We start from the raw sequence: 17041 nt of genomic DNA on the forward strand, positions 1-17041 counted from the left end.
TTGGGGGAGCGAACAGAGGCTGAGGGGGGCGCTGACCGACCGGGGGGACGGGACGCGGGGGCGCAGGTACGTGAGGCGCTTCGAGACGACGAAGCCCCGCCGGCAGGACCGGCGGGGCTCTCGTCGTTCTCGGCACGTCCCGCCGCTGCGAACGAGCGGACGCCGGATCTGCTCCGTCCCCAGTTCTGGGGATACCCGGGGCACGAGCGGTTGAGGTCCTGCCGCTGCGGGCACAGCACTCGAGGGGGTTCCTGACGACCCCGACGTCGGGCAACCGGTTGAGAGCGAACCCCATGCCGCACTCACCGGGCGCAACGCCCGCCGGGTCGAACCGGCGGGCGTTGTCGCGCCCGCAGCGCTCACCCGGGCACCTTGAGAGGGTCTCGCGCCGGCCATCGCCGTGCCGCTCACGCGTCAGCAAGGCGACAGGCCCCGGGAACCAGTCCCGTGGCCTGTCTCGTGGCAAGACCAAAGAAGTGTCTGCTGCTCGGGCCCTCTCACGTGCCGCCACCGTAGCCGGACGTCGGGCGCCGGACCCAGACCCGGCATTCCTCACGTGCCCGGGAGACGCCGAATCGCCCTACGGAGAGGGCGAGAGGATGCCGCGCCCCCAGGTGGGTACGGGTGTCCCCGTTGTCCCAGCCCCGACCAACCTAGGGAGTTCTCACCATGGGTTTCCTGCTCTGGATCCTTGCCGTCATCCTCGTCATCGCGGGGATCGTGACCTTGCTCAAGGGAGGCATCATCCTCGGGATCGTGCTGATCGTGGTCGGCCTCGCGGTCGGCCCCGGCGGATGGAGCGTCTTCAACCGCTCGCGCACCTGACCAGGTCTCACCCGGGGTCCCGGCTCAGCTCTTGCTGAGCGGGATCTGCCAGGAGTGCTGGACCGCCACCGTCCCGGAGTACGACGCGCCGGTGGCGGTGGCGGACCAGCGACTGGGCAGTGGACCGGACGGGCGGAAGCCGGCCGGCCAGATCACGTGCACGTGCAGGGTCTCCGGAGTGACGAGGTCCTGCGGGTCGACCGAGAGCTGGTAGACCAGCGAGTCGCCGGAGACGACCTGAGCGGCCTGCGTCGCGCGGTAGTCGACGTCCAGGGTGCCGGTCTGCCCGCGCTGGAGCGACATCGTGCCCTCGATGTACTTGCGGTTGAGGACTCCGGCGACCTTGGGCCGGTGCACGACAGCGCGGAGTGGCCTCCCGTCGAGCTCGGCGGACCGATAGGTCGCGTGGCGGGGCATGAACACCCCGACCCTCGTCCCGAGGAGTCGGGTGAAGTACCCCGAGCCCGGGTCGGGCTCGGTCCCGCTGTACGGCGGTGACGCGTTGGTGACAGCGACGTGCAGGTGCACCCGCGCCGAGCCGTCCGCCGCGAGCCGCACCGTGGAGGTGACGGCGCGGTGCTGCCAGTAGTCGACCTTGCTGCCGTTGAGGTTCTGGCTGAACACGCCGACGTAGTCGTACGGCGTGCTGCTCAGGTCGCCACTCAGCCCCACGTTGGCGAAGCGTCGCTCGACGCCGTGGTTCCGGAAGTAGGTGAAGAAGTGCCGGCCCTCCGCTGACTTCACCAGCGCACTCACCTTGACCGACATGTGGCCGCCCTCGAGGAAGCGCTGGCGGAAGAGCGGGACCAGAGCGGCGTTCACCTGATGCCGGGCCTCGACCGAGGGGAAGAGGTCGTAGCTGCCCGCCAGCACGTGGACGAGGTTGCCGGCACCGACCTGACCTGCCCCGGGCACCTCGACGGGCCCGGTGATGGCGAACAGACTTGCCAGGCCCTGGAGGTCGATGCCGATCAGGCCGTTCAGGGGTGGGCCGGGGAACGCCTTGGAGTAGCCCCGGAGGAGCTCCTCGCCAGAGACCGACCACCACGGGGAGAACGTCGAGCTGGTGATGCGCTGCGGAGCGGACGTGCGGTGGAACGTGTTGCCCGCGACCGGCTGCCAGCTCTGCGCGGCGCCATGGGTGCTGAGGTCCTCGGCGTTCACGGTCGTCCCGAAGCTGAGCGCGCCGTGGTCGACGCGCAACGTCGTGAACGTGAGTGCGGCGCCGCCGGAGTACCGCTCCTCCGCCGGGTTGAGCATGGCCACCAGATAGCTCCGCGGCCCGTCGGCTCCCACCAGCGACGGCAGCACCTGGAGGAGGGGGACGTTGCGCTCGTAGGTGTCCTGGAGCGGCTGGAGGTAGTCCAGTGCCTTGGTGGTGGCCCGGCGGATCGACCCGCCGACCACCGGCGTCGAGCCCTTCACCTTGGCGAGGTCCGCGAGCGCGGCCTCGAGGTGGGGGGAGAGCTCCGTGGCGCGGTCCGACACCTTGGTCAGGGTCGCGATGTCGATGGTGTCGCCGTGCACGAGCGTCGCGGTGTCGCCGGAGACCATGGGGTAGATCTCCAGGCCGATCGCGGCGACGGTCGTGGTCTGGTTCAGTGCGTCGACCAAGGTGCGCTCGTCGTCCACGGCGGTCCCGGCGACCGGGACCGCTGACCACACGTTGCTGCCGAGGCCATGGGCATCGTGGTGTGCACGGTCGACGTGAGCCTGGGCCTGCAGGACGAAGGACTTTGCCGTCGGCACGTCGTGCCGGGCCAGTGCACCCTTCGCGCTGATCAGGTCGGCCTGTGCCTGCTGGGCCTGGTGCTTGGCCGAGACCAGCGGACGCGCGAGCACGGCGAGCGCAACGCCGGCCACGACGACGAGCAGCAGCGCCGCCAGCCCGAGCCAGCGGCCACGGCGTCGCCGGCGCCCCCGCGGACGGCCACCACCCGGGCCGGCCCGGTGCTGGCTCGGCTCGGGAGAGTCCGTGGGTGTGCTCTCGTCGGGGGACACGGGCACGAGTAAACAGGGTGTCTGGGTGTGAACGACGGTAATGCGCGCGAAGTCTCGAATGCGCCCTCGATACGATCGAGCGGTCCCATCGTCGTCCGCACCAGGAGCAGCAGTGTCCGACCTGTCGATCGTCCTCATCCACGCCGGCGCGCGCGATGAGCGGACAGTCACGACGGGGACCAGGGCCTGGGAGCTGTACGCCGATGACCCCGCGGTGATCGCAGCCCGAGTCGACGGTGAGCTGCGCGACCTGGCCTACCAGCTCCAGGACGGCGACGAGGTCGAGGCGGTGGCGATCGACAGCAAGGACGGCCGCGACATCCTGCGCCACTCGACGGCCCACGTCATGGCGCAGGCGGTCCAGCAGCTCTTCCCGGGGGCCAGGCTCGGCATCGGGCCGCCGGTGGAGAACGGCTTCTACTACGACTTCGACGTCGAGACGCCGTTCGTGCCCGAGGATCTGGACAAGATCGAGACCGCGATGCGCAGGATCGTCAAGGAGGGCCAGCGGTTCTCACGGCGGCCCGTGACCGACGCCGATGCCCTGGTCGAGCTGGCCGACGAGCCCTACAAGCTCGAGCTGATCGGGCTCAAGGGCGCGGGCCACGCAGACAGCGCGGCCGAGGGCGCAGCCGTCGAGGTCGGTGGCGGCGAGCTCACCATCTACGACAACCTGCGCCGCGACGGCGACCTTGCCTGGAAGGACCTCTGTCGGGGTCCGCACCTGCCGACCACCAAGCGCATCCCGGCCTTCAAGCTGATGCGCACGGCCGCGGCGTACTGGCGGGGCAACGAGAAGAACAAGCAGCTCCAGCGCATCTACGGAACGGCCTGGGAGAGCAAGGACGCCTTGGCGGCGCACCTCCACCAGCTCGAGGAGGCCGAGAAGCGCGACCACCGCAAGCTCGGCCGCGAGCTCGACCTCTACTCGTTCCCCGAGGAGCTCGGGCCCGGCCTGGTCGTCTTCCACCCCAAGGGCGGCGTCATCAAGCGCGAGATGGAGGACTACGTCCGGCGCCGTCACATCGAGGAGGGCTTCTCCTACGTCGGGACGCCGCACCTGAGCAAGGAGGGGCTGTTCCACACCTCGGGGCACCTGCCGTACTACGCCGAGACGATGTACCCGCCGATGGACCTGGACGGCGCGAAGTATCGCGTCAAGGCGATGAGCTGCCCGATGCACAACCTGATCTACCAGTCGCGCGGACGGTCCTACCGCGAGCTGCCTCTGCGGCTGTTCGAGTTCGGCGGCGTCTACCGCTACGAGAAGTCCGGCGTCGTCGGCGGCCTGACCCGGGTGCGGGGCATGACCCAGGACGACTCGCACTCCTACGTGACTCCGGAGCAGGCGGCCGACGAGGTCAAGCACCTGCTCAACTTCTGCCTCGGCCTGTTCCGCGACTTCGGGCTCGACGACTTCTACCTCGAGCTGTCGACGCGCGACGACCGGAACAAGGAGAAGTTCCAGGGCAGCGACGAGGACTGGGCGACCGCGACGGCGATCCTGGCGAAGGTCGCCGACGAGTCCGGGCTCGATCTCGTCCCCGATCCCGGTGGGGCGGCGTTCTACGGGCCGAAGATCTCGGTCCAGGCCCGCGACGCGATCGGCCGCACCTGGCAGATGTCGACGGTCCAGTACGACTTCGGACAGCCGGCCGGCTTCGGGTTGCAGTACGTCGCGGCCGACGGCTCGCACCAGCAGCCGGTGATGATCCACTCCGCGAAGTTCGGCTCGATCGAGCGCTTCATCGGCGTGCTGGTCGAGCACTACGCGGGTGCCTTCCCGCCCTGGCTGTCGCCGGTGCAGGTGCAGGGCATCCCGATCGCGGAGCGCCACGTCGCCTACCTGGAGGACGTCGCGAAGCGGATGACCGCGCGAGGCCTGCGGGTCGAGGTGGACGAGTCCGACGACCGGATGCAGAAGAAGATCCGCAACGCACAGCTCCAGAAGGTGCCGTTCATGGTGATCGCGGGCGACCAGGACATGGAGGCCGGCGCCGTGTCGTTCCGCTACCGCGACGGCCGCCAGGACAACGGCGTCCCGGTCGAGGAGGCCATCGAGCGCGTCGCGGCCGCGGTCGCGTCTCGCGAACAGGTCTGAGCCGCGGCTCGGCGGCCCCGGAGTCTCGGGCGGGGACTCACCACACGCGTACGGCGTCGTACCTCGCCTGTTCCTCGGGGCCGGGTGGCTCCCAGAATCGCTGGGCCTGTTCGAGCTGCCCTCGGGTGAGGGGCACCGCCCCGGGTTCGCGGTTGCGTCGCTCGACGCGTCGCCACCGCTCCTCGAGGGGGACGTCGAGCACGTGCAGCTCGGTGCGGGTGCCGAGCCGAGCCGCGGCAGCCCGGCGGCGTTCGCGGGAGACCTCGCGCCAGCCGGCGCTCTCGGCGATCACCGAGACCCCGAGCTCGAGGAGCCTGAGCCCCTGCTGCCACTGAAGACCCTCGAAGACCTCGCGCGCGTGCCCGTCGTGGGGGTCGAGCCCGAGGGCCATGAACCACGCGTCCGGGTCCAGGTGCAGAGCCTCGCGCTCGCTCGCGAGCCGGGCCGCCAGCACCGACTTGCCGCTGCCCGGCATCCCGGCCAGGACGAACAGCGTCGGCGGTCGGCCGGCGACCGGGTCGGGCTGGGTCACCGGACGCGCTTGGTGAGCTTGCGGCACGGTGAGACGAACTGCTCGCCGAGCGCGGTCACGGGGTAGTCGACGTCCCCTTCGTCGGCCCAGCCCTGCTTGACGTAGAAGGCATGGGCCCGGTCGTTGCCGCGCACGACCACGAGCCAGGCGACGTCGTGGCCGGCAGCCGCGACCTGCCGCTCCGCCTCGGTCAGCAGCCGAGCCGCCACGCCCGACCCGCGGAAGGCGGCGTCGACGTAGACCTGCTCGGCCTCGTCGCCGGCGACCATGATGAAGCCCGCCAGGGTGCCGTCGACCTCGGCCACGGTGGTGTCGTCGGTCTCGGCCACGCGCGTGGAGACGCGGTCGTGGAACGCCTCGGGAGTACGCCGTTCGGTCAGGCCGGCCGGGACCAGCCCCGGGTGGGCGTCGTGCCAGCCCTGGTGGAAGAGCGTCGCCACGGCATCGACGTCGGCAGCCGTCGCTGGTCGCAGGGTGGCCTCGCTCACCCCGCGAGCCTACGGCGCGCCCCGCCTACGGAAGTGCTGATCAATCGCGGCGCGCAGCAGGCGGGATTGATCAGCGCTTCCCTAGAGTGGCCGCATGGAGCCAGTTCGCCAGGACGGCGTGGGCGAGGCCGACGGGCTCGACCGGCTGTGGACGCCGTACCGGATGGCCTACCTGCGCGGGGAGAACAAGCCCTCCGACCAGAGCGCGGGGGAGTGCCCCTTCTGCCGCATCCCGCGGGCGGACGACGACGAGCGGTTCCTGGTCATACGCCGCGGCGAGCTGGCGTACGCCGTGCTGAATCTCTACCCGTACGCCGCGGGCCACCTCATGGTGTGTCCCTACCGGCACGTCGCCGACTACACCGACACCACCGCCGAGGAGGCCGCGGAGATCGCGTCGCTGACGAAGTCGGCGCTGCGCACCCTGCGTGCCGTGTCCCATGCGGAGGGCTTCAACGTCGGCCTGAACCAGGGGGTGGCCGGAGGCGCCGGCATCGCCGCCCACCTCCACCAGCACGTCGTACCCCGCTGGGTCGGCGACCAGAACTTCATGCCGGTGATCGGCCACGCCAAGACCCTGCCCCAGCTCCTCCGCGACACCCGGGCGCTGCTCGCCGAGTCCTGGGTCCGCTGAGCCGTTCGGATGCGGCCGGCGTGCCGCCGGACCGCTACCCTGCTCCCGCCATGCTCGAACGCTTCCGCCAGTTCTGGACCAACGTCTGGGCGCCCCTGGGCAACCTCCTGCTCAAGCTCGGGGTGAGCCCCAACGCCGTGACGCTGGTCGGGACCCTCGGCGTGTGCGCCGGCGCCCTGGTCTGCTTCCCCCGGGGCTGGCTGCTGGCGGGCGTGCTGGTGATCACGGCGTTCGTCTTCAGCGACATGCTCGACGGCTACATGGCCCGCACGAGCGGCCAGATGTCGCCGTTCGGCGCCTTCCTCGACTCCACGCTGGACCGGGTCGGCGACGGCGCGATCTTCGGCGGCCTGGTGCTCTACTACGTCGGCCCGGGTGACAGCGAGTGGCGCGCCGCGTTGGCGTTGTACTGCCTGGTCGTCGGGTCGCTGACGTCGTACGCACGAGCGCGCGCGGAGTCCCTCGGGATGCAGGCCAAGGTGGGGATCGCGGAGCGGTCCGACCGGCTGGTCTCGATCCTGGTGATGACCGGTCTGGCCGACCTGCTGCGGCACCTCGGAGTCGGCGACGGCGTGCTGTGGCTGATCCCCGTCACGCTGGCCGTGCTGGCCGTCGCGAGCACGGTCACGGTGGTGCAGCGGATCCTCGTCGTCCGTCAGCAGGCGCTGGGGCTCACGCCCCCCACCGAATAGGGTGAACGGTCAGTCAGTCCTACGATGGGGGTATGGCTGAGATGGTCTCGACAGACTCGACCGACGGGCGCAGCAGCACCGGCACGACCCGCGTGAAGCGCGGCATGGCCGAGATGCTCAAGGGCGGCGTGATCATGGACGTCGTCACCGCCGAGCAGGCGAAGATCGCCGAGGACGCCGGCTCGGTCGCGGTGATGGCGCTCGAGCGGGTGCCCGCCGACATCCGCGCCCAGGGCGGCGTCTCCCGGATGAGCGACCCCGACATGATCGACGGCATCATCGAGGCCGTCTCGATCCCGGTGATGGCCAAGGCCCGGATCGGGCACTTCGCCGAGGCGCAGGTGCTCCAGAGCCTCGGCGTCGACTACATCGACGAGTCCGAGGTGCTGACCCCGGCCGACTACGCCAACCACATCGACAAGTGGCAGTTCACCGTGCCCTTCGTCTGCGGCGCGACCAACCTCGGCGAGGCGCTGCGCCGCATCACCGAGGGCGCGGCCATGATTCGCTCCAAGGGCGAGGCCGGCACCGGCGACGTCTCCAACGCGGTCACCCACATGCGGACCATCGGCGGCGAGCTGCGCCGGCTGACGTCGCTGAGCGAGGACGAGCTGTACGTCGCGGCCAAGGAGCTCCAGGCGCCGTACGACCTCGTGCGCGAGGTCGCCGCCGCCGGCAAGCTGCCGGTCGTGCTGTTCACCGCCGGCGGCATCGCGACTCCGGCGGACGCCGCGATGATGATGCAGCTGGGCGCCGAGGGCGTGTTCGTGGGATCCGGCATCTTCAAGTCCGGCAACCCCGCCCAGCGGGCCGAGGCGATCGTGAAGGCCACGACGTTCTACGACGACCCCGACGTCGTCGCGAAGGTGAGCCGCGGCCTGGGCGAGGCCATGGTCGGCATCAACGTCGAGGAGATCCCGCAGCCGCATCGGCTCGCCGAGCGCGGCTGGTAGCTCCGGCAGGGTCCGGGTGCCTGGAGCCGGACGGGCAGCAGCCCGGTCGAGACCCTCGCCGCGCGCTCACCAGGCGAGGCCCGCCGAGACAGCCCAGCCGCGCCGGCTGGGCCGACGCGGCTGGGACTGACTCACCCGAGACGGCTCAGGACTCTGAGCGTTCTCGGCGTTCTCGTTGACTTCAGTGGATGAGCGCGCTCATCTTCGGGCTTCCGATTCCGGTGGCCATGTCGTAGTTCGCGAGGACGTCGAAGAGTCCGTTGTTCTTCGCGATCTGACCTGCCTGCCGGATGTCGTGGAAGTCGCGGTACCCGGACCCGTTGAACCGGCCGTAGAGGAACACGTTGGCGTTCCCCGTCCGCCGGCCCTGGAACCCGTTGCGGTCACCGATCACGGCCGACCACACCGGCGAGGACAGGCTCGTCCCGCCGATGCCGAACCATCCCGGCGGGTCCTGGGAGTCGCTGAACGTGCCGCACACGCTGTTCGGCGTGGCGTCCGAGCCCGTGCAGTACTCCGCGTACGGCGTGTACTCGTCGGCGTTGGCCGACACGTCCGGCACCTCGCGGCACGCCGTACCGACGGCGGCGAGCGAGCACTGGGTCGTGCCGTTGCCCCGCACGGTGTTCGCGTTCACACCCGGGCCGCGCTGGTACCTCGGCCGTCCCCAGAACTGGCTGTAGCCGCCGCCCCCGGCACCGGTGTTGGTGCACCAGAAGTCGCCGGTCTGTCCGCCCTCGACCGTGGTCGGCGGGGCGCACAGGTTGTCGACGTTCCACACCGACTCACCCGAGCGCGGGTAGGACGGGTTGGGCCTGGTGCCCGGGTTGGAGGTCGCGAACGAGGTTCCGCCCACGCTCGTGGCCCACGGCTGCGAGGCCGGGTCGCCGACGTTCTGCACGGTGCCCGTGCCGTCACGGATGCAGTCGTAGGCACCGGTGTCACCAGCGGCCACGAAGAAGCTCTGACCTTGCAGCGCCATCTGCTCGAAGATCAGGTTCTCCGCCTCGGCGTAGTCGACGCCCGCGTCGTTCTCGCACAGGCCCCAGCTGGAGCTGACGGTCGACACCGAGTCGTCCTGGGCGATCGCGCCGTACTCGTCGAGCTCGGTCTGACCGGTCTCGTCGTTGGGAGCGTTGTAGACCACCAGGTGCTTCAGGTGCGGGGCGACCGCGAGGGTGGCCTCGATGTCCGCCGCGACCTCGATGTCACCGGCGTAGCCCTCGTAGTCCGGCGGGCAGTCGTCGCCGACCGGGCACTGGACGTCCAGCGGACCACCGTCGACGTTCCGGTCCACCAGCTGCGGCTGGTAGCTCGAGCCGTAGAAGGTCTGGGTCCACGTGGCGATGTCGGACTGCTGGTAGGCGGAGAGCTCGAAGAGGCCCAAGGTCGCGCCGCGTCCGAGTCCCTTCGCCGACTTCGGCGCGCCGTACATCGAGCGCACCTGCGAGGGCGACAGACCCTGGCAGCCCGGTCCCGCGCCGTAGCCGAACGGGAAGCCGACCCCGTTGTTCACGTCGTCGAAGAACTGCTGAGCCGTCGGGTACGGCGCCTCACAGCTGGCCGAGCTCTTGCTGGAGTGGCCCGTGGACGGCGACCGCACGGCGTTGCTGTGCAGGCGCACGGTGTTGGTCAGACCCACGACCGACAAGACGTGCGCACGTACCGAAGCCGGGAGGCGGACGGCACCCGCATTGGCGAAGTACGTCGTCGCCGCGTGTCCCTTGGTGGCGGCACTGCGGTAGGTCCGCAGCGTCGTGTGGAACGCGGCCTCGATCTTGCTGCTCGACCCGCTGGCCCGGAGCATGAACGGCGAGTGGGTGCGGGCCACGGACATGCCTTGGGCACGCAGGTACCTCGCCACCTGACGACGCGCACTCGTGCTCGGTGCGAACCGGTGGGCGAACTGTCCACGGCGCAGCCACTGGTGGTAGCTGCCACTGTGGCGGGCGTACACGGCGCGGAGCCGGTGGTTCAAGGCGCGGCCGTGGCGAGGTGCCAGGACGACGTCGACGCTCATCTGCCGGGCGCTGAAGGCGCCGACAGAACGGCCGGGCGTGCTGACCCTGGTGTCGGGCAGTGCTCGGAGGTGACCGGGACTGGTGGTCGCGCCCGCCGTGCTGGAGAACAGCAACGGAACCGCGAGCGCGACCGCTAGGGCGAGCGCGGCGCCGAAGCGCGCGGGTGTTCGTAGCATCTGCATGCAGAGCCCCCTCGAGATGGGTGACAAGGGAACGCGGAGGGCCACAGCGGCGCTCCGTGGGAGCAGGCCCGACGGGTCACGCCGGGGAAGCAGCGAGTGGCAGCCTCTGCCCGCGGACCACCGGTGTCAACACCCGGACGGGCCAGTGGTCGGTCCTCACCCAGGTCACGTCGCCCGGGGCGCGGCCGCACCACCGGTGAAACGGCGGTCTCGACCGGCGTCGCCGATCGCGAAGACCACTGCGGGGTGCGGCATCGGCTGCCGCACCCCGCAAGGACTCTCTCTGGTCTGCCGCTGCCTAGCGAGTGACGCGGTAGACGATCCGCTTGACGCGCATGTTGCCGAGGCGGTCGACGGCCTTGATCCTGACGACATGCCGTCCGACCTTCTTGGTGGGTAGCAAGGCCCCGCGGTGGAGCTTGCTCGAGCAGGTCGCCACCCCGACACCGGCATCGCGGCACCGGTACCTCACGACGACCCGCTGACCACGGTGGTACACGCGATGCTTCGGCTGCTTGACCACGACCTTGGGAGCCTTCCGGTCGACGCGCACCGTCTTGCTCGCCGTCGCGGCGTTGCCGGCGACGTCGGCACACCTCGCGGTCAGCTGGTGTACGCCGTTGCCGGACGCTGTCGACGAGGTGGTGCAGGCGGCGGCGTCGACGCCACTGAGCGAGTCGGCCCAGTTCCAGTCCAGGGTGACCGGCCCTCGCGTCCAGCCGTTCACCAGAGCGTCGACCTGGGCGTCGTCCCGGGTAGGTGCCGCGACGGGCGCCGTGGGGTCGACCCTGACGGTGACGGAGTCCTGGGAGACGTTGTTCTCCGTGTCCTCGCAGACCGCATCGAGCACGAGCTCCCCGGTGTGGGTGCCGGTGCTGGACTGCTGGGTGCAGTTTGTCGTGTCGATACCCGAGGTCTCGTCCGTCCAGTTCCAGTTGACGGTAACCCGCGTGTTGTTCCAGCCCGCGACGTTGGGCGCCGGCGACAGCGTCGGGCTGGCGGTCGGCCCCGCCGAGTCGCTGTAGCTGATCGTGATCGAGCCGTCCCCTTGGTTGCGGCCCTGCAGAATGGACCCGGCCAGGGCGGAGGCACTCACCAGGCTCGAGCCCCCACCACCACCACCTCCGGCGCCGTAGGGGATGGCAGCCAGAGAGACGCAGTAGGCGCCGCCGCCGCCCCCACCTCCGCCGGTGTAGCCGCCGCCACCGCCGCCGCCGCCCGCGCGCGGGTAGTCGTCCGGACGACCGCCGCCCGTGCCGCCCGCTCGTGGGAGGGCGTTCAGCGAGGCGCCGGCTGATCCGGCAGGTCCGCCCAGGGTGAAGGCGCAGTTGGCCACCCCGGCGCTGCTTCCCCCGGCGCCCGCGGACCCCGCGCTGGCTGCTGTTGCGCCGCCTCCGCCTCGTCCGTCCGCAGTGTTCAGCCCGCCGTCGCGAACAAGGCCGGTCGCACCGCTGTCACCACCGTCCACGTGGTAGTCAGCGGCGCCCCCGCCGCCACCCGCGACGAGCCAGGGCGTTCCGTTGAGGCTCACCACGGAAGCGCCACCACCGCCCGAGCCTGGATCGGCGCCCACGCCACCGGCACCGCCTCCTCCGACGCCACCGACCGTCTCGTTGCCCGCCCCGCCCACCGTGAGGTCGAGCACCTGCCCCGCGACCACGGCGAAGGTCGCGTGGAGCTCGGCGCCGTAGCCACCGGTGCCGTAGGTGTGCTGGTTGCGGGAGCCCGAGCCGCCCTGGGCGCCGTATGCCGTGACCACGATCCGGGTCACGCCGACAGGGACCTGCCAGGGCGTGTCGGCGGTTGGCGTGTCGAAGGTGATCTGCGTCAACGCCGCGTGCGCGCCCGGCATCGACATCGCGAGCAGTCCTCCCGCGACCACTGCACCGGCCGTCAACCGGGCGGCCCCGTGCCGGACGAGCCGGCTTGTCATGCACCTCATGAGTTCCTCCGTTCCAGCGGTTGGTGCGTCGCCCGCTGGTGGGCGTCGCTCGCTGCGACGCCAGCGTCGGCAGACGCGGACGCCCGGTCTGTGCCGGACGTGACACGTCTCGCGAGTCGGGCCGGGGCTCGGCCCTGGTGCCGCGCACGAGGTCATTGAAGGGTTGCGCGACGCCGCCATGCGTTGCCCGCAGCCTGACGCCGCCAACCCTCCAAGCACGTCGCACCCACGCCATTAGCATGGGGAGGGTGGGAAACTCCGGCTCGCCGACGGCTGGGTCTGCTCCGACCATCGGTGTCTTCGCGCTCCAGGGAGACGTCCGTGAGCACCTGCGCATGCTCGGGGCGATCGGCGTCCGGGCGGTGGGGGTACGCCGCGTCGCCGAGCTCGAGGAGTGCGACGGCCTGGTGATCCCGGGCGGAGAGTCGACGACCATGTCGAAGCTCGCGCGCGCCTTCGACCTCTTCGAGCCACTTCGCCAGCGGATCAAGGAGGGTCTGCCGGTGCTGGGGACCTGCGCCGGGATGATCCTGCTCGCCGACCGCGTGGAGGACGGCACGTCCGACCAGGAGACGTTGGGCGGCCTCGACGTCACCGTGCGTCGCAATGCCTTCGGCCGGCAGGTCGACTCCTTCGAGGGCGAGGTGCACCTCGCGGGGATCGCCGAGCCGGTGCACGCCGTGTTCATCCGCGCGCCGTGGGTGGAGAGCACCGGTCCTGGGGTCGAGGTGCTCGCCCGCGTCGAGGAAGGCCCGGCCGCGGGTAGGATCGTGGCCGTCCGGCAGGGGTCGTTGATGGCGACGTCCTTCCACCCCGAGGTCGGCGGCGACGACCGTGTCCATCGTCTGTTCCTGGATCTGGTCGACTCGCACGAGCCCGATCGACGAGCGAAGTAGGGAGCCATGTCCGGCCATTCCAAGTGGGCCACCACCAAGCACAAGAAGGCCGTCGTCGACGCGCGCCGCGGGAAGATGTTCGCCAAGCTCATCAAGAACATCGAGGTGGCGGCGAAGATGGGCGGGGGAGACCCCGGGGGCAACCCGACGCTCTACGACGCGATCCAGAAGGCGAAGAAGTCCTCGGTCCCCAACGACAACATCGACCGAGCCGTCAAGCGCGGCTCGGGTGCCGAGGCTGGTGCCGCCGACTACTCCACGATCATGTACGAGGTCTACGGCCCACAGGGCGTCGCGTTCCTCGTCGAGTGCCTGACCGACAACCGCAACCGCGCGGCCATGGAGGTCCGCACCGCGGTGACGCGCAACGGCGGCACGATGGCCGACCCGGGCTCGGTGTCGCGGCTGTTCAACCGCAAGGGCGTCGTGATCGTGCCGAAGAGCCAGGAGGCGCGCGAGGTCGACGAGGACGCCGTGCTCGAGGCAGCGCTCGACTCGGGTGTCGAGGAGGTCAACGACCTCGACGAGTCCTTCGAGGTCGTCTCCGAGGCGACCGACGTCGTGGCGGTGCGGTCGGCCCTCCAGGACGCCGCGATCGACTACGACTCGGCCGAGGTGCAGTTCGTCGCCACGATGGACATCCCGGTCGACGCCGGCGCCGCCGACAAGGTCTTCCGGCTCGTCGACGCCCTGGAGGACCTCGACGACGTCCAGAACGTCTTCACCAATGTCGACATCCCCGACGACGTGATGGCCGCCCTCGAGGCCTAGGGAAGCGATGGTCAGTCCCGCCTGCTGCGCGCCGCGATGCGCGCACGCCGGCCGCGTTGCAGCCGCTCGACGTGCGCCCGGCATGCCGTCGCGACCCCGCCTTGCCATCGCACACGCGTCGCGACGCTCGCGACGGCGCCATTGACCAGCACTTCCCTAGCCTGAGTTCGTAGTGAGCCGATGAACGGGGTTGTGCAAGCCCAGGTGGCTCGGTGTCACCGGGTCCGTCGGACGCCCGACTTCGGAACGAGCGACTGCGTGTCGTTCGTCGCGCCGCGGCTGCCTGCCGTTAGCGTGACGTGCGAACAGGTGTTCGGGCGAGAGGTCGACAGATGCGTGTGCTGGGGATCGACCCCGGGCTGACCCGGTGCGGCATGGGGGTCGTCGAGGGGGACGTCGGCAGACCTCTGCGGCTGATCGACGTCAACGTGCTCCGCACCTCCGCTGACGAGCACGTCTCGATGCGGCTGATGCACATCGAGCGCGGCATCGAGGCCTGGCTCGACGAGCACCGCCCGGATGCGGTCGCGATCGAGCGGGTCTTCGCGCGGTCGGACTCCAGCACCGTGATGGGCACCGCCCAGGCCAGCGGGATCGCGATGGTCGCCGCCGCACGACGCAACCTGCCGCTCGCGTTGCACACGCCCTCGGAGGTCAAGGCGGCCGTGTCCGGCAGCGGGCGCGCCACCAAGGCCCAGGTCGGCGCCATGGTCACGCGGATCCTGAGGCTCGACACCCCACCCAAGCCGGCCGACGCCGCGGACGCCCTGGCTCTGGCGATCACCCACATCTGGCGCGGCGGAGCGCAGGCCAGGATCGAGGCCGCCCTCGAGGCGGCCGAGGCCAGGAGCGGCCGATGATCGCCTTCGTCCGCGGCGAGGTCGCCGCGCTCACCCTGAACAGCGCCGTCGTCGATGTCGGTGGCGTCGGTCTGGAGCTGATGTGCACACCGAACACCCTCGCCACGCTGCGGGCCGGCCAGAGCGCGACGCTGCCGACCTCGATGGTGGTGCGCGAGGACTCCCTGACGCTGTTCGGGTTCGCCGACGACGACGAGAAGCAGGTCTTCGAGCTGGTCCAGACCGCCAGCGGAGTCGGGCCCAAGCTCGCCCAGGCGATGTTGGCCGTCCTCACGCCGGACGCCGTACGTCGCGCGGTCGCCGGCGACGACGTCCGCACGCTGACCATGGTGCCCGGCATCGGGCAGAAGGGCGCGCAGCGCATCATCTTGGAGCTGAAGGACCGCATCGGGGTTGCCGTCGCGGTCTCGGGCGGCGGCCTCCCCACGCTGAGCGAGCCCTGGCGAGGTCAGGTGCAGCAGGGTCTCGTCGGCCTCGGGTGGTCGGCCAAGGACGCCGACAAGGCCATCGAGGCCGTCGCCGACCAGGCGGGGGCGAGCCCGGACGTCGGGGCTCTCCTGCGCGCCGCGCTTCGCACCCTGAGCAGGGCCTGAGATGGCTCGCGACGAGTCGTCGGACTCCCTGGCGGCACGCGAGGAGGAGCATCTGGCGTCGCTGACGACTGCCGAGGCCGAGGGCGACGAGCGGGCCGTCGAGGCGGCTCTCCGGCCGCGCACCCTTGCCGAGGTCGTCGGGCAGCAGCGCGTCCGCGACCAGCTGGGCCTGGTGCTGGAAGCCGCCCGACGCCGTGGCCGGGCCCCCGACCACGTGCTGCTCTCCGGCCCACCGGGCCTGGGCAAGACGACCCTGGCGATGATCATCTCCACCGAGATGTCGGCGCCCCTGCGGCTGACCAGCGGCCCGGCGATCACCCATGCCGGCGACCTCGCCGCGATCCTGTCCGGGCTCAACGAGGGCGACGTCCTCTTCGTCGACGAGCTGCACCGGATGGCGAGGCCCGCCGAGGAGATGCTCTACCTCGCGATGGAGGACTTCCGCGTCGACGTCGTGATCGGCAAGGGGCCGGGCGCGACCGCGATCCCGCTGGAGATCCCCCCGTTCACGCTCGTGGGCGCCACCACCCGGGCCGGCCTGCTGCCCGGTCCGCTGCGCGACCGGTTCGGGTTCACCGCCCAGCTGGAGTTCTACGAGCCCGACGAGCTCGACACCATCATCCGCCGTTCGGCCGGACTGCTCGGTGTCGAGACCGACGCCGAGGGAACGGCCGAGATCGCCTCCCGCTCCCGCGGCACGCCCCGCATCGCCAACCGGCTGCTGCGCCGGGTGCGCGACTACGCCCAGGTCCGCGCCGACGGCCTGGTCACGCGCGAGGTCGCCCACCGGGCCCTGGACCTCTACGAGGTCGACTCCCTCGGTCTCGACCGCCTCGACCGCGCCGTCCTCGACTCTCTTTGCCGGCGCTTCGGCGGGGGACCGGTGGGCATCTCCACCCTCGCCGTCGCCGTCGGCGAGGAGCGGGAGACCGTCGAGGAGGTCGCCGAGCCGTTCCTGGTCCGCAACGGCTTCCTCGCCCGTACGCCGAGAGGCCGGGTGGCGACCCGCGCGGCCTGGGAGCACCTCGGTCTCACCCCACCCCCCGCGCCCGCTGCGGAGACCCCGGACGTGCCGACGTTGTTCGAGCCGTGAACTTCCTGGTGATTCGTGGGCTGGGCCACACCCTTGGTTACACTTCACCGTCGGTCTGAAGACCGTCGCGCACGTCGTGCGCCGACCTGCCCGACCAGGACCCCCGACCGAGGAAACCGTGGACAACGTTGCGCCCTTCTTGATCCTGCTGGGGATCGCGGTGCTGTTCTGGCTGGTGATGATCCGGCCGGCCCAGACGCGCCAGCGGACGATGGCACACATGCAGGGCGGGATCGCGGTCGGTGACGAGGTCATGCTGACCTCGGGGATCTTCGGGGTGGTCCGCGCGTTGGACGAGGAGAACGTGCACGTCGAGGTGGCGGACGGCGTCAGGCTCAAGGTCGTGCGCGCCGCCGTCGGCAAGGTGGTGGCTCCCGCGTCTCGGGAGGCCGGAACAGAGCTCGCGGCAGCCGATGCCGACGAGCCGGAGGAGAAGCAATCTGATGGCACGCAGTAG

15 protein-coding genes and 1 pseudogene are annotated in these 17041 nt (G+C 70.9%); 11 read left to right on the plus strand and 5 right to left on the minus strand.

Going from position 1 to position 17041, the window contains the following annotated elements; all coding sequences use genetic code 11:
- Window positions 1-669: 669 nt before the first annotated feature.
- A complete protein-coding gene (locus VHW64_RS19440; RefSeq protein ID WP_329652225.1) occupies window positions 670-825 on the plus strand; it encodes a GPGG-motif small membrane protein in 156 nt (51 codons plus the stop codon).
- A gap of 24 nt (window positions 826-849) precedes the next feature.
- Here VHW64_RS19440 and VHW64_RS19445 read toward each other — a convergent pair whose 3' ends face one another.
- The gene (locus tag VHW64_RS19445) at window positions 850-2826 is read right to left on the minus strand and encodes a DUF4012 domain-containing protein (protein WP_329652226.1); all 1977 of its coding nucleotides are present in this window, start codon (window positions 2824-2826) and stop codon (window positions 850-852) included.
- 112 nt (window positions 2827-2938) lie between these two features.
- On the opposite strand from VHW64_RS19445, the gene thrS reads away from it, so the two are divergent.
- Window positions 2939-4927: a threonine--tRNA ligase gene (gene thrS / locus VHW64_RS19450; RefSeq protein WP_329652227.1), complete on the plus strand. Its 1989-nt coding sequence runs from the start codon at window positions 2939-2941 to the stop codon at window positions 4925-4927.
- A 37-nt stretch (window positions 4928-4964) separates the two neighbouring features.
- On the opposite strand, the gene VHW64_RS19455 is transcribed toward thrS, so the two are convergent.
- Together VHW64_RS19455 and VHW64_RS19460 are read right to left on the minus strand one after the other, a co-directional pair.
- The gene (locus VHW64_RS19455) at window positions 4965-5459 is read right to left on the minus strand and encodes an AAA family ATPase (protein ID WP_329652228.1); all 495 of its coding nucleotides are present in this window, start codon (window positions 5457-5459) and stop codon (window positions 4965-4967) included.
- Complete coding sequence (locus tag VHW64_RS19460) at window positions 5456-5947, minus strand: GNAT family N-acetyltransferase (protein ID WP_329652229.1); 492 nt, start codon at window positions 5945-5947, stop codon at window positions 5456-5458. Before VHW64_RS19460 ends, VHW64_RS19455 begins: the two co-directional genes overlap by 4 nt.
- A 94-nt stretch (window positions 5948-6041) precedes the next feature.
- Between VHW64_RS19460 and VHW64_RS19465 the strand changes: the two genes are divergently transcribed.
- Genes VHW64_RS19465 through pdxS form a run of 3 tightly spaced genes read left to right on the plus strand, consistent with a single transcriptional unit; the run spans window position 6042 to window position 8226 of the window.
- A complete protein-coding gene (locus VHW64_RS19465) occupies window positions 6042-6581 on the plus strand; it encodes an HIT domain-containing protein (protein WP_329652230.1) in 540 nt (179 codons plus the stop codon).
- A 50-nt stretch (window positions 6582-6631) separates the two neighbouring features.
- On the plus strand, window positions 6632-7273 hold the full coding sequence (gene pgsA, locus VHW64_RS19470; RefSeq protein WP_329652231.1) for a phosphatidylinositol phosphate synthase: 642 nt from the start codon (window positions 6632-6634) through the stop codon (window positions 7271-7273).
- Window positions 7274-7314: 41 nt separating this feature from the next.
- Entirely contained in the window at window positions 7315-8226 is a 912-nt protein-coding gene (gene pdxS / locus VHW64_RS19475; RefSeq protein ID WP_329652241.1) for a pyridoxal 5'-phosphate synthase lyase subunit PdxS, read from the plus strand.
- A 1639-nt stretch (window positions 8227-9865) separates the two neighbouring features.
- Here the strand turns inward: pdxS and VHW64_RS20370 are convergent.
- Window positions 9866-10429 (minus strand): annotated as a pseudogene (locus VHW64_RS20370) (protease pro-enzyme activation domain-containing protein); the annotation flags it as partial.
- Window positions 10430-10727: 298 nt separating this feature from the next.
- Window positions 10728-12362 (minus strand): hypothetical protein, encoded by a 1635-nt coding sequence (locus tag VHW64_RS19485; RefSeq protein WP_329652233.1) that lies wholly within the window; start codon window positions 12360-12362, stop codon window positions 10728-10730.
- A gap of 248 nt (window positions 12363-12610) precedes the next feature.
- On the opposite strand from VHW64_RS19485, the gene pdxT reads away from it, so the two are divergent.
- The 6 genes from pdxT (at window position 12611) to yajC (ending at window position 17041) form a co-directional block, all read left to right on the plus strand.
- On the plus strand, window positions 12611-13267 hold the full coding sequence (gene pdxT, locus VHW64_RS19490) for a pyridoxal 5'-phosphate synthase glutaminase subunit PdxT (RefSeq protein WP_329652234.1): 657 nt from the start codon (window positions 12611-12613) through the stop codon (window positions 13265-13267).
- A 6-nt stretch (window positions 13268-13273) separates the two neighbouring features.
- On the plus strand, window positions 13274-14038 hold the full coding sequence (locus VHW64_RS19495; RefSeq protein WP_329652235.1) for a YebC/PmpR family DNA-binding transcriptional regulator: 765 nt from the start codon (window positions 13274-13276) through the stop codon (window positions 14036-14038).
- Between the two features lie 341 nt (window positions 14039-14379).
- Window positions 14380-14898, plus strand: coding sequence for a crossover junction endodeoxyribonuclease RuvC (gene ruvC / locus VHW64_RS19500; RefSeq protein ID WP_329652242.1), 519 nt, complete (start codon window positions 14380-14382; stop codon window positions 14896-14898).
- Window positions 14895-15491, plus strand: a complete 597-nt coding sequence (gene ruvA / locus VHW64_RS19505) for a Holliday junction branch migration protein RuvA (protein WP_329652236.1) — start codon at window positions 14895-14897, stop codon at window positions 15489-15491. Before ruvC ends, ruvA begins: the two co-directional genes overlap by 4 nt.
- A gap of 1 nt (window position 15492) precedes the next feature.
- Window positions 15493-16584: a Holliday junction branch migration DNA helicase RuvB gene (gene ruvB, locus VHW64_RS19510; protein WP_329652237.1), complete on the plus strand. Its 1092-nt coding sequence runs from the start codon at window positions 15493-15495 to the stop codon at window positions 16582-16584.
- A gap of 118 nt (window positions 16585-16702) precedes the next feature.
- Complete coding sequence (gene yajC / locus VHW64_RS19515) at window positions 16703-17041, plus strand: preprotein translocase subunit YajC (RefSeq protein WP_329652238.1); 339 nt, start codon at window positions 16703-16705, stop codon at window positions 17039-17041.

Source organism: Nocardioides sp. (assembly GCF_036267815.1).
Lineage (GTDB): Bacteria > Actinomycetota > Actinomycetes > Propionibacteriales > Nocardioidaceae > Nocardioides.

What these genes read in the sequence shown, in the direction of transcription:
- pdxS (WP_329652241.1), top strand. Translation starts at nt 7,315, where the DNA reads ATGGTCTCGACAGACTCGACCGACGGGCGCAGCAGCACCGGCACGACC.
- pdxT (WP_329652234.1), top strand. Translation starts at nt 12,611, where the DNA reads ATGGGGAGGGTGGGAAACTCCGGCTCGCCGACGGCTGGGTCTGCTCCG.
- ruvB (WP_329652237.1), top strand. Translation starts at nt 15,493, where the DNA reads ATGGCTCGCGACGAGTCGTCGGACTCCCTGGCGGCACGCGAGGAGGAG.
- VHW64_RS19495 (WP_329652235.1), top strand. Translation starts at nt 13,274, where the DNA reads ATGTCCGGCCATTCCAAGTGGGCCACCACCAAGCACAAGAAGGCCGTC.
- pgsA (WP_329652231.1), top strand. Translation starts at nt 6,632, where the DNA reads ATGCTCGAACGCTTCCGCCAGTTCTGGACCAACGTCTGGGCGCCCCTG.
- ruvA (WP_329652236.1), top strand. Translation starts at nt 14,895, where the DNA reads ATGATCGCCTTCGTCCGCGGCGAGGTCGCCGCGCTCACCCTGAACAGC.
- VHW64_RS19465 (WP_329652230.1), top strand. Translation starts at nt 6,042, where the DNA reads ATGGAGCCAGTTCGCCAGGACGGCGTGGGCGAGGCCGACGGGCTCGAC.
- VHW64_RS19440 (WP_329652225.1), top strand. Translation starts at nt 670, where the DNA reads ATGGGTTTCCTGCTCTGGATCCTTGCCGTCATCCTCGTCATCGCGGGG.
- VHW64_RS19485 (WP_329652233.1), bottom strand. Translation starts at nt 12,362, where the DNA reads ATGACAAGCCGGCTCGTCCGGCACGGGGCCGCCCGGTTGACGGCCGGT.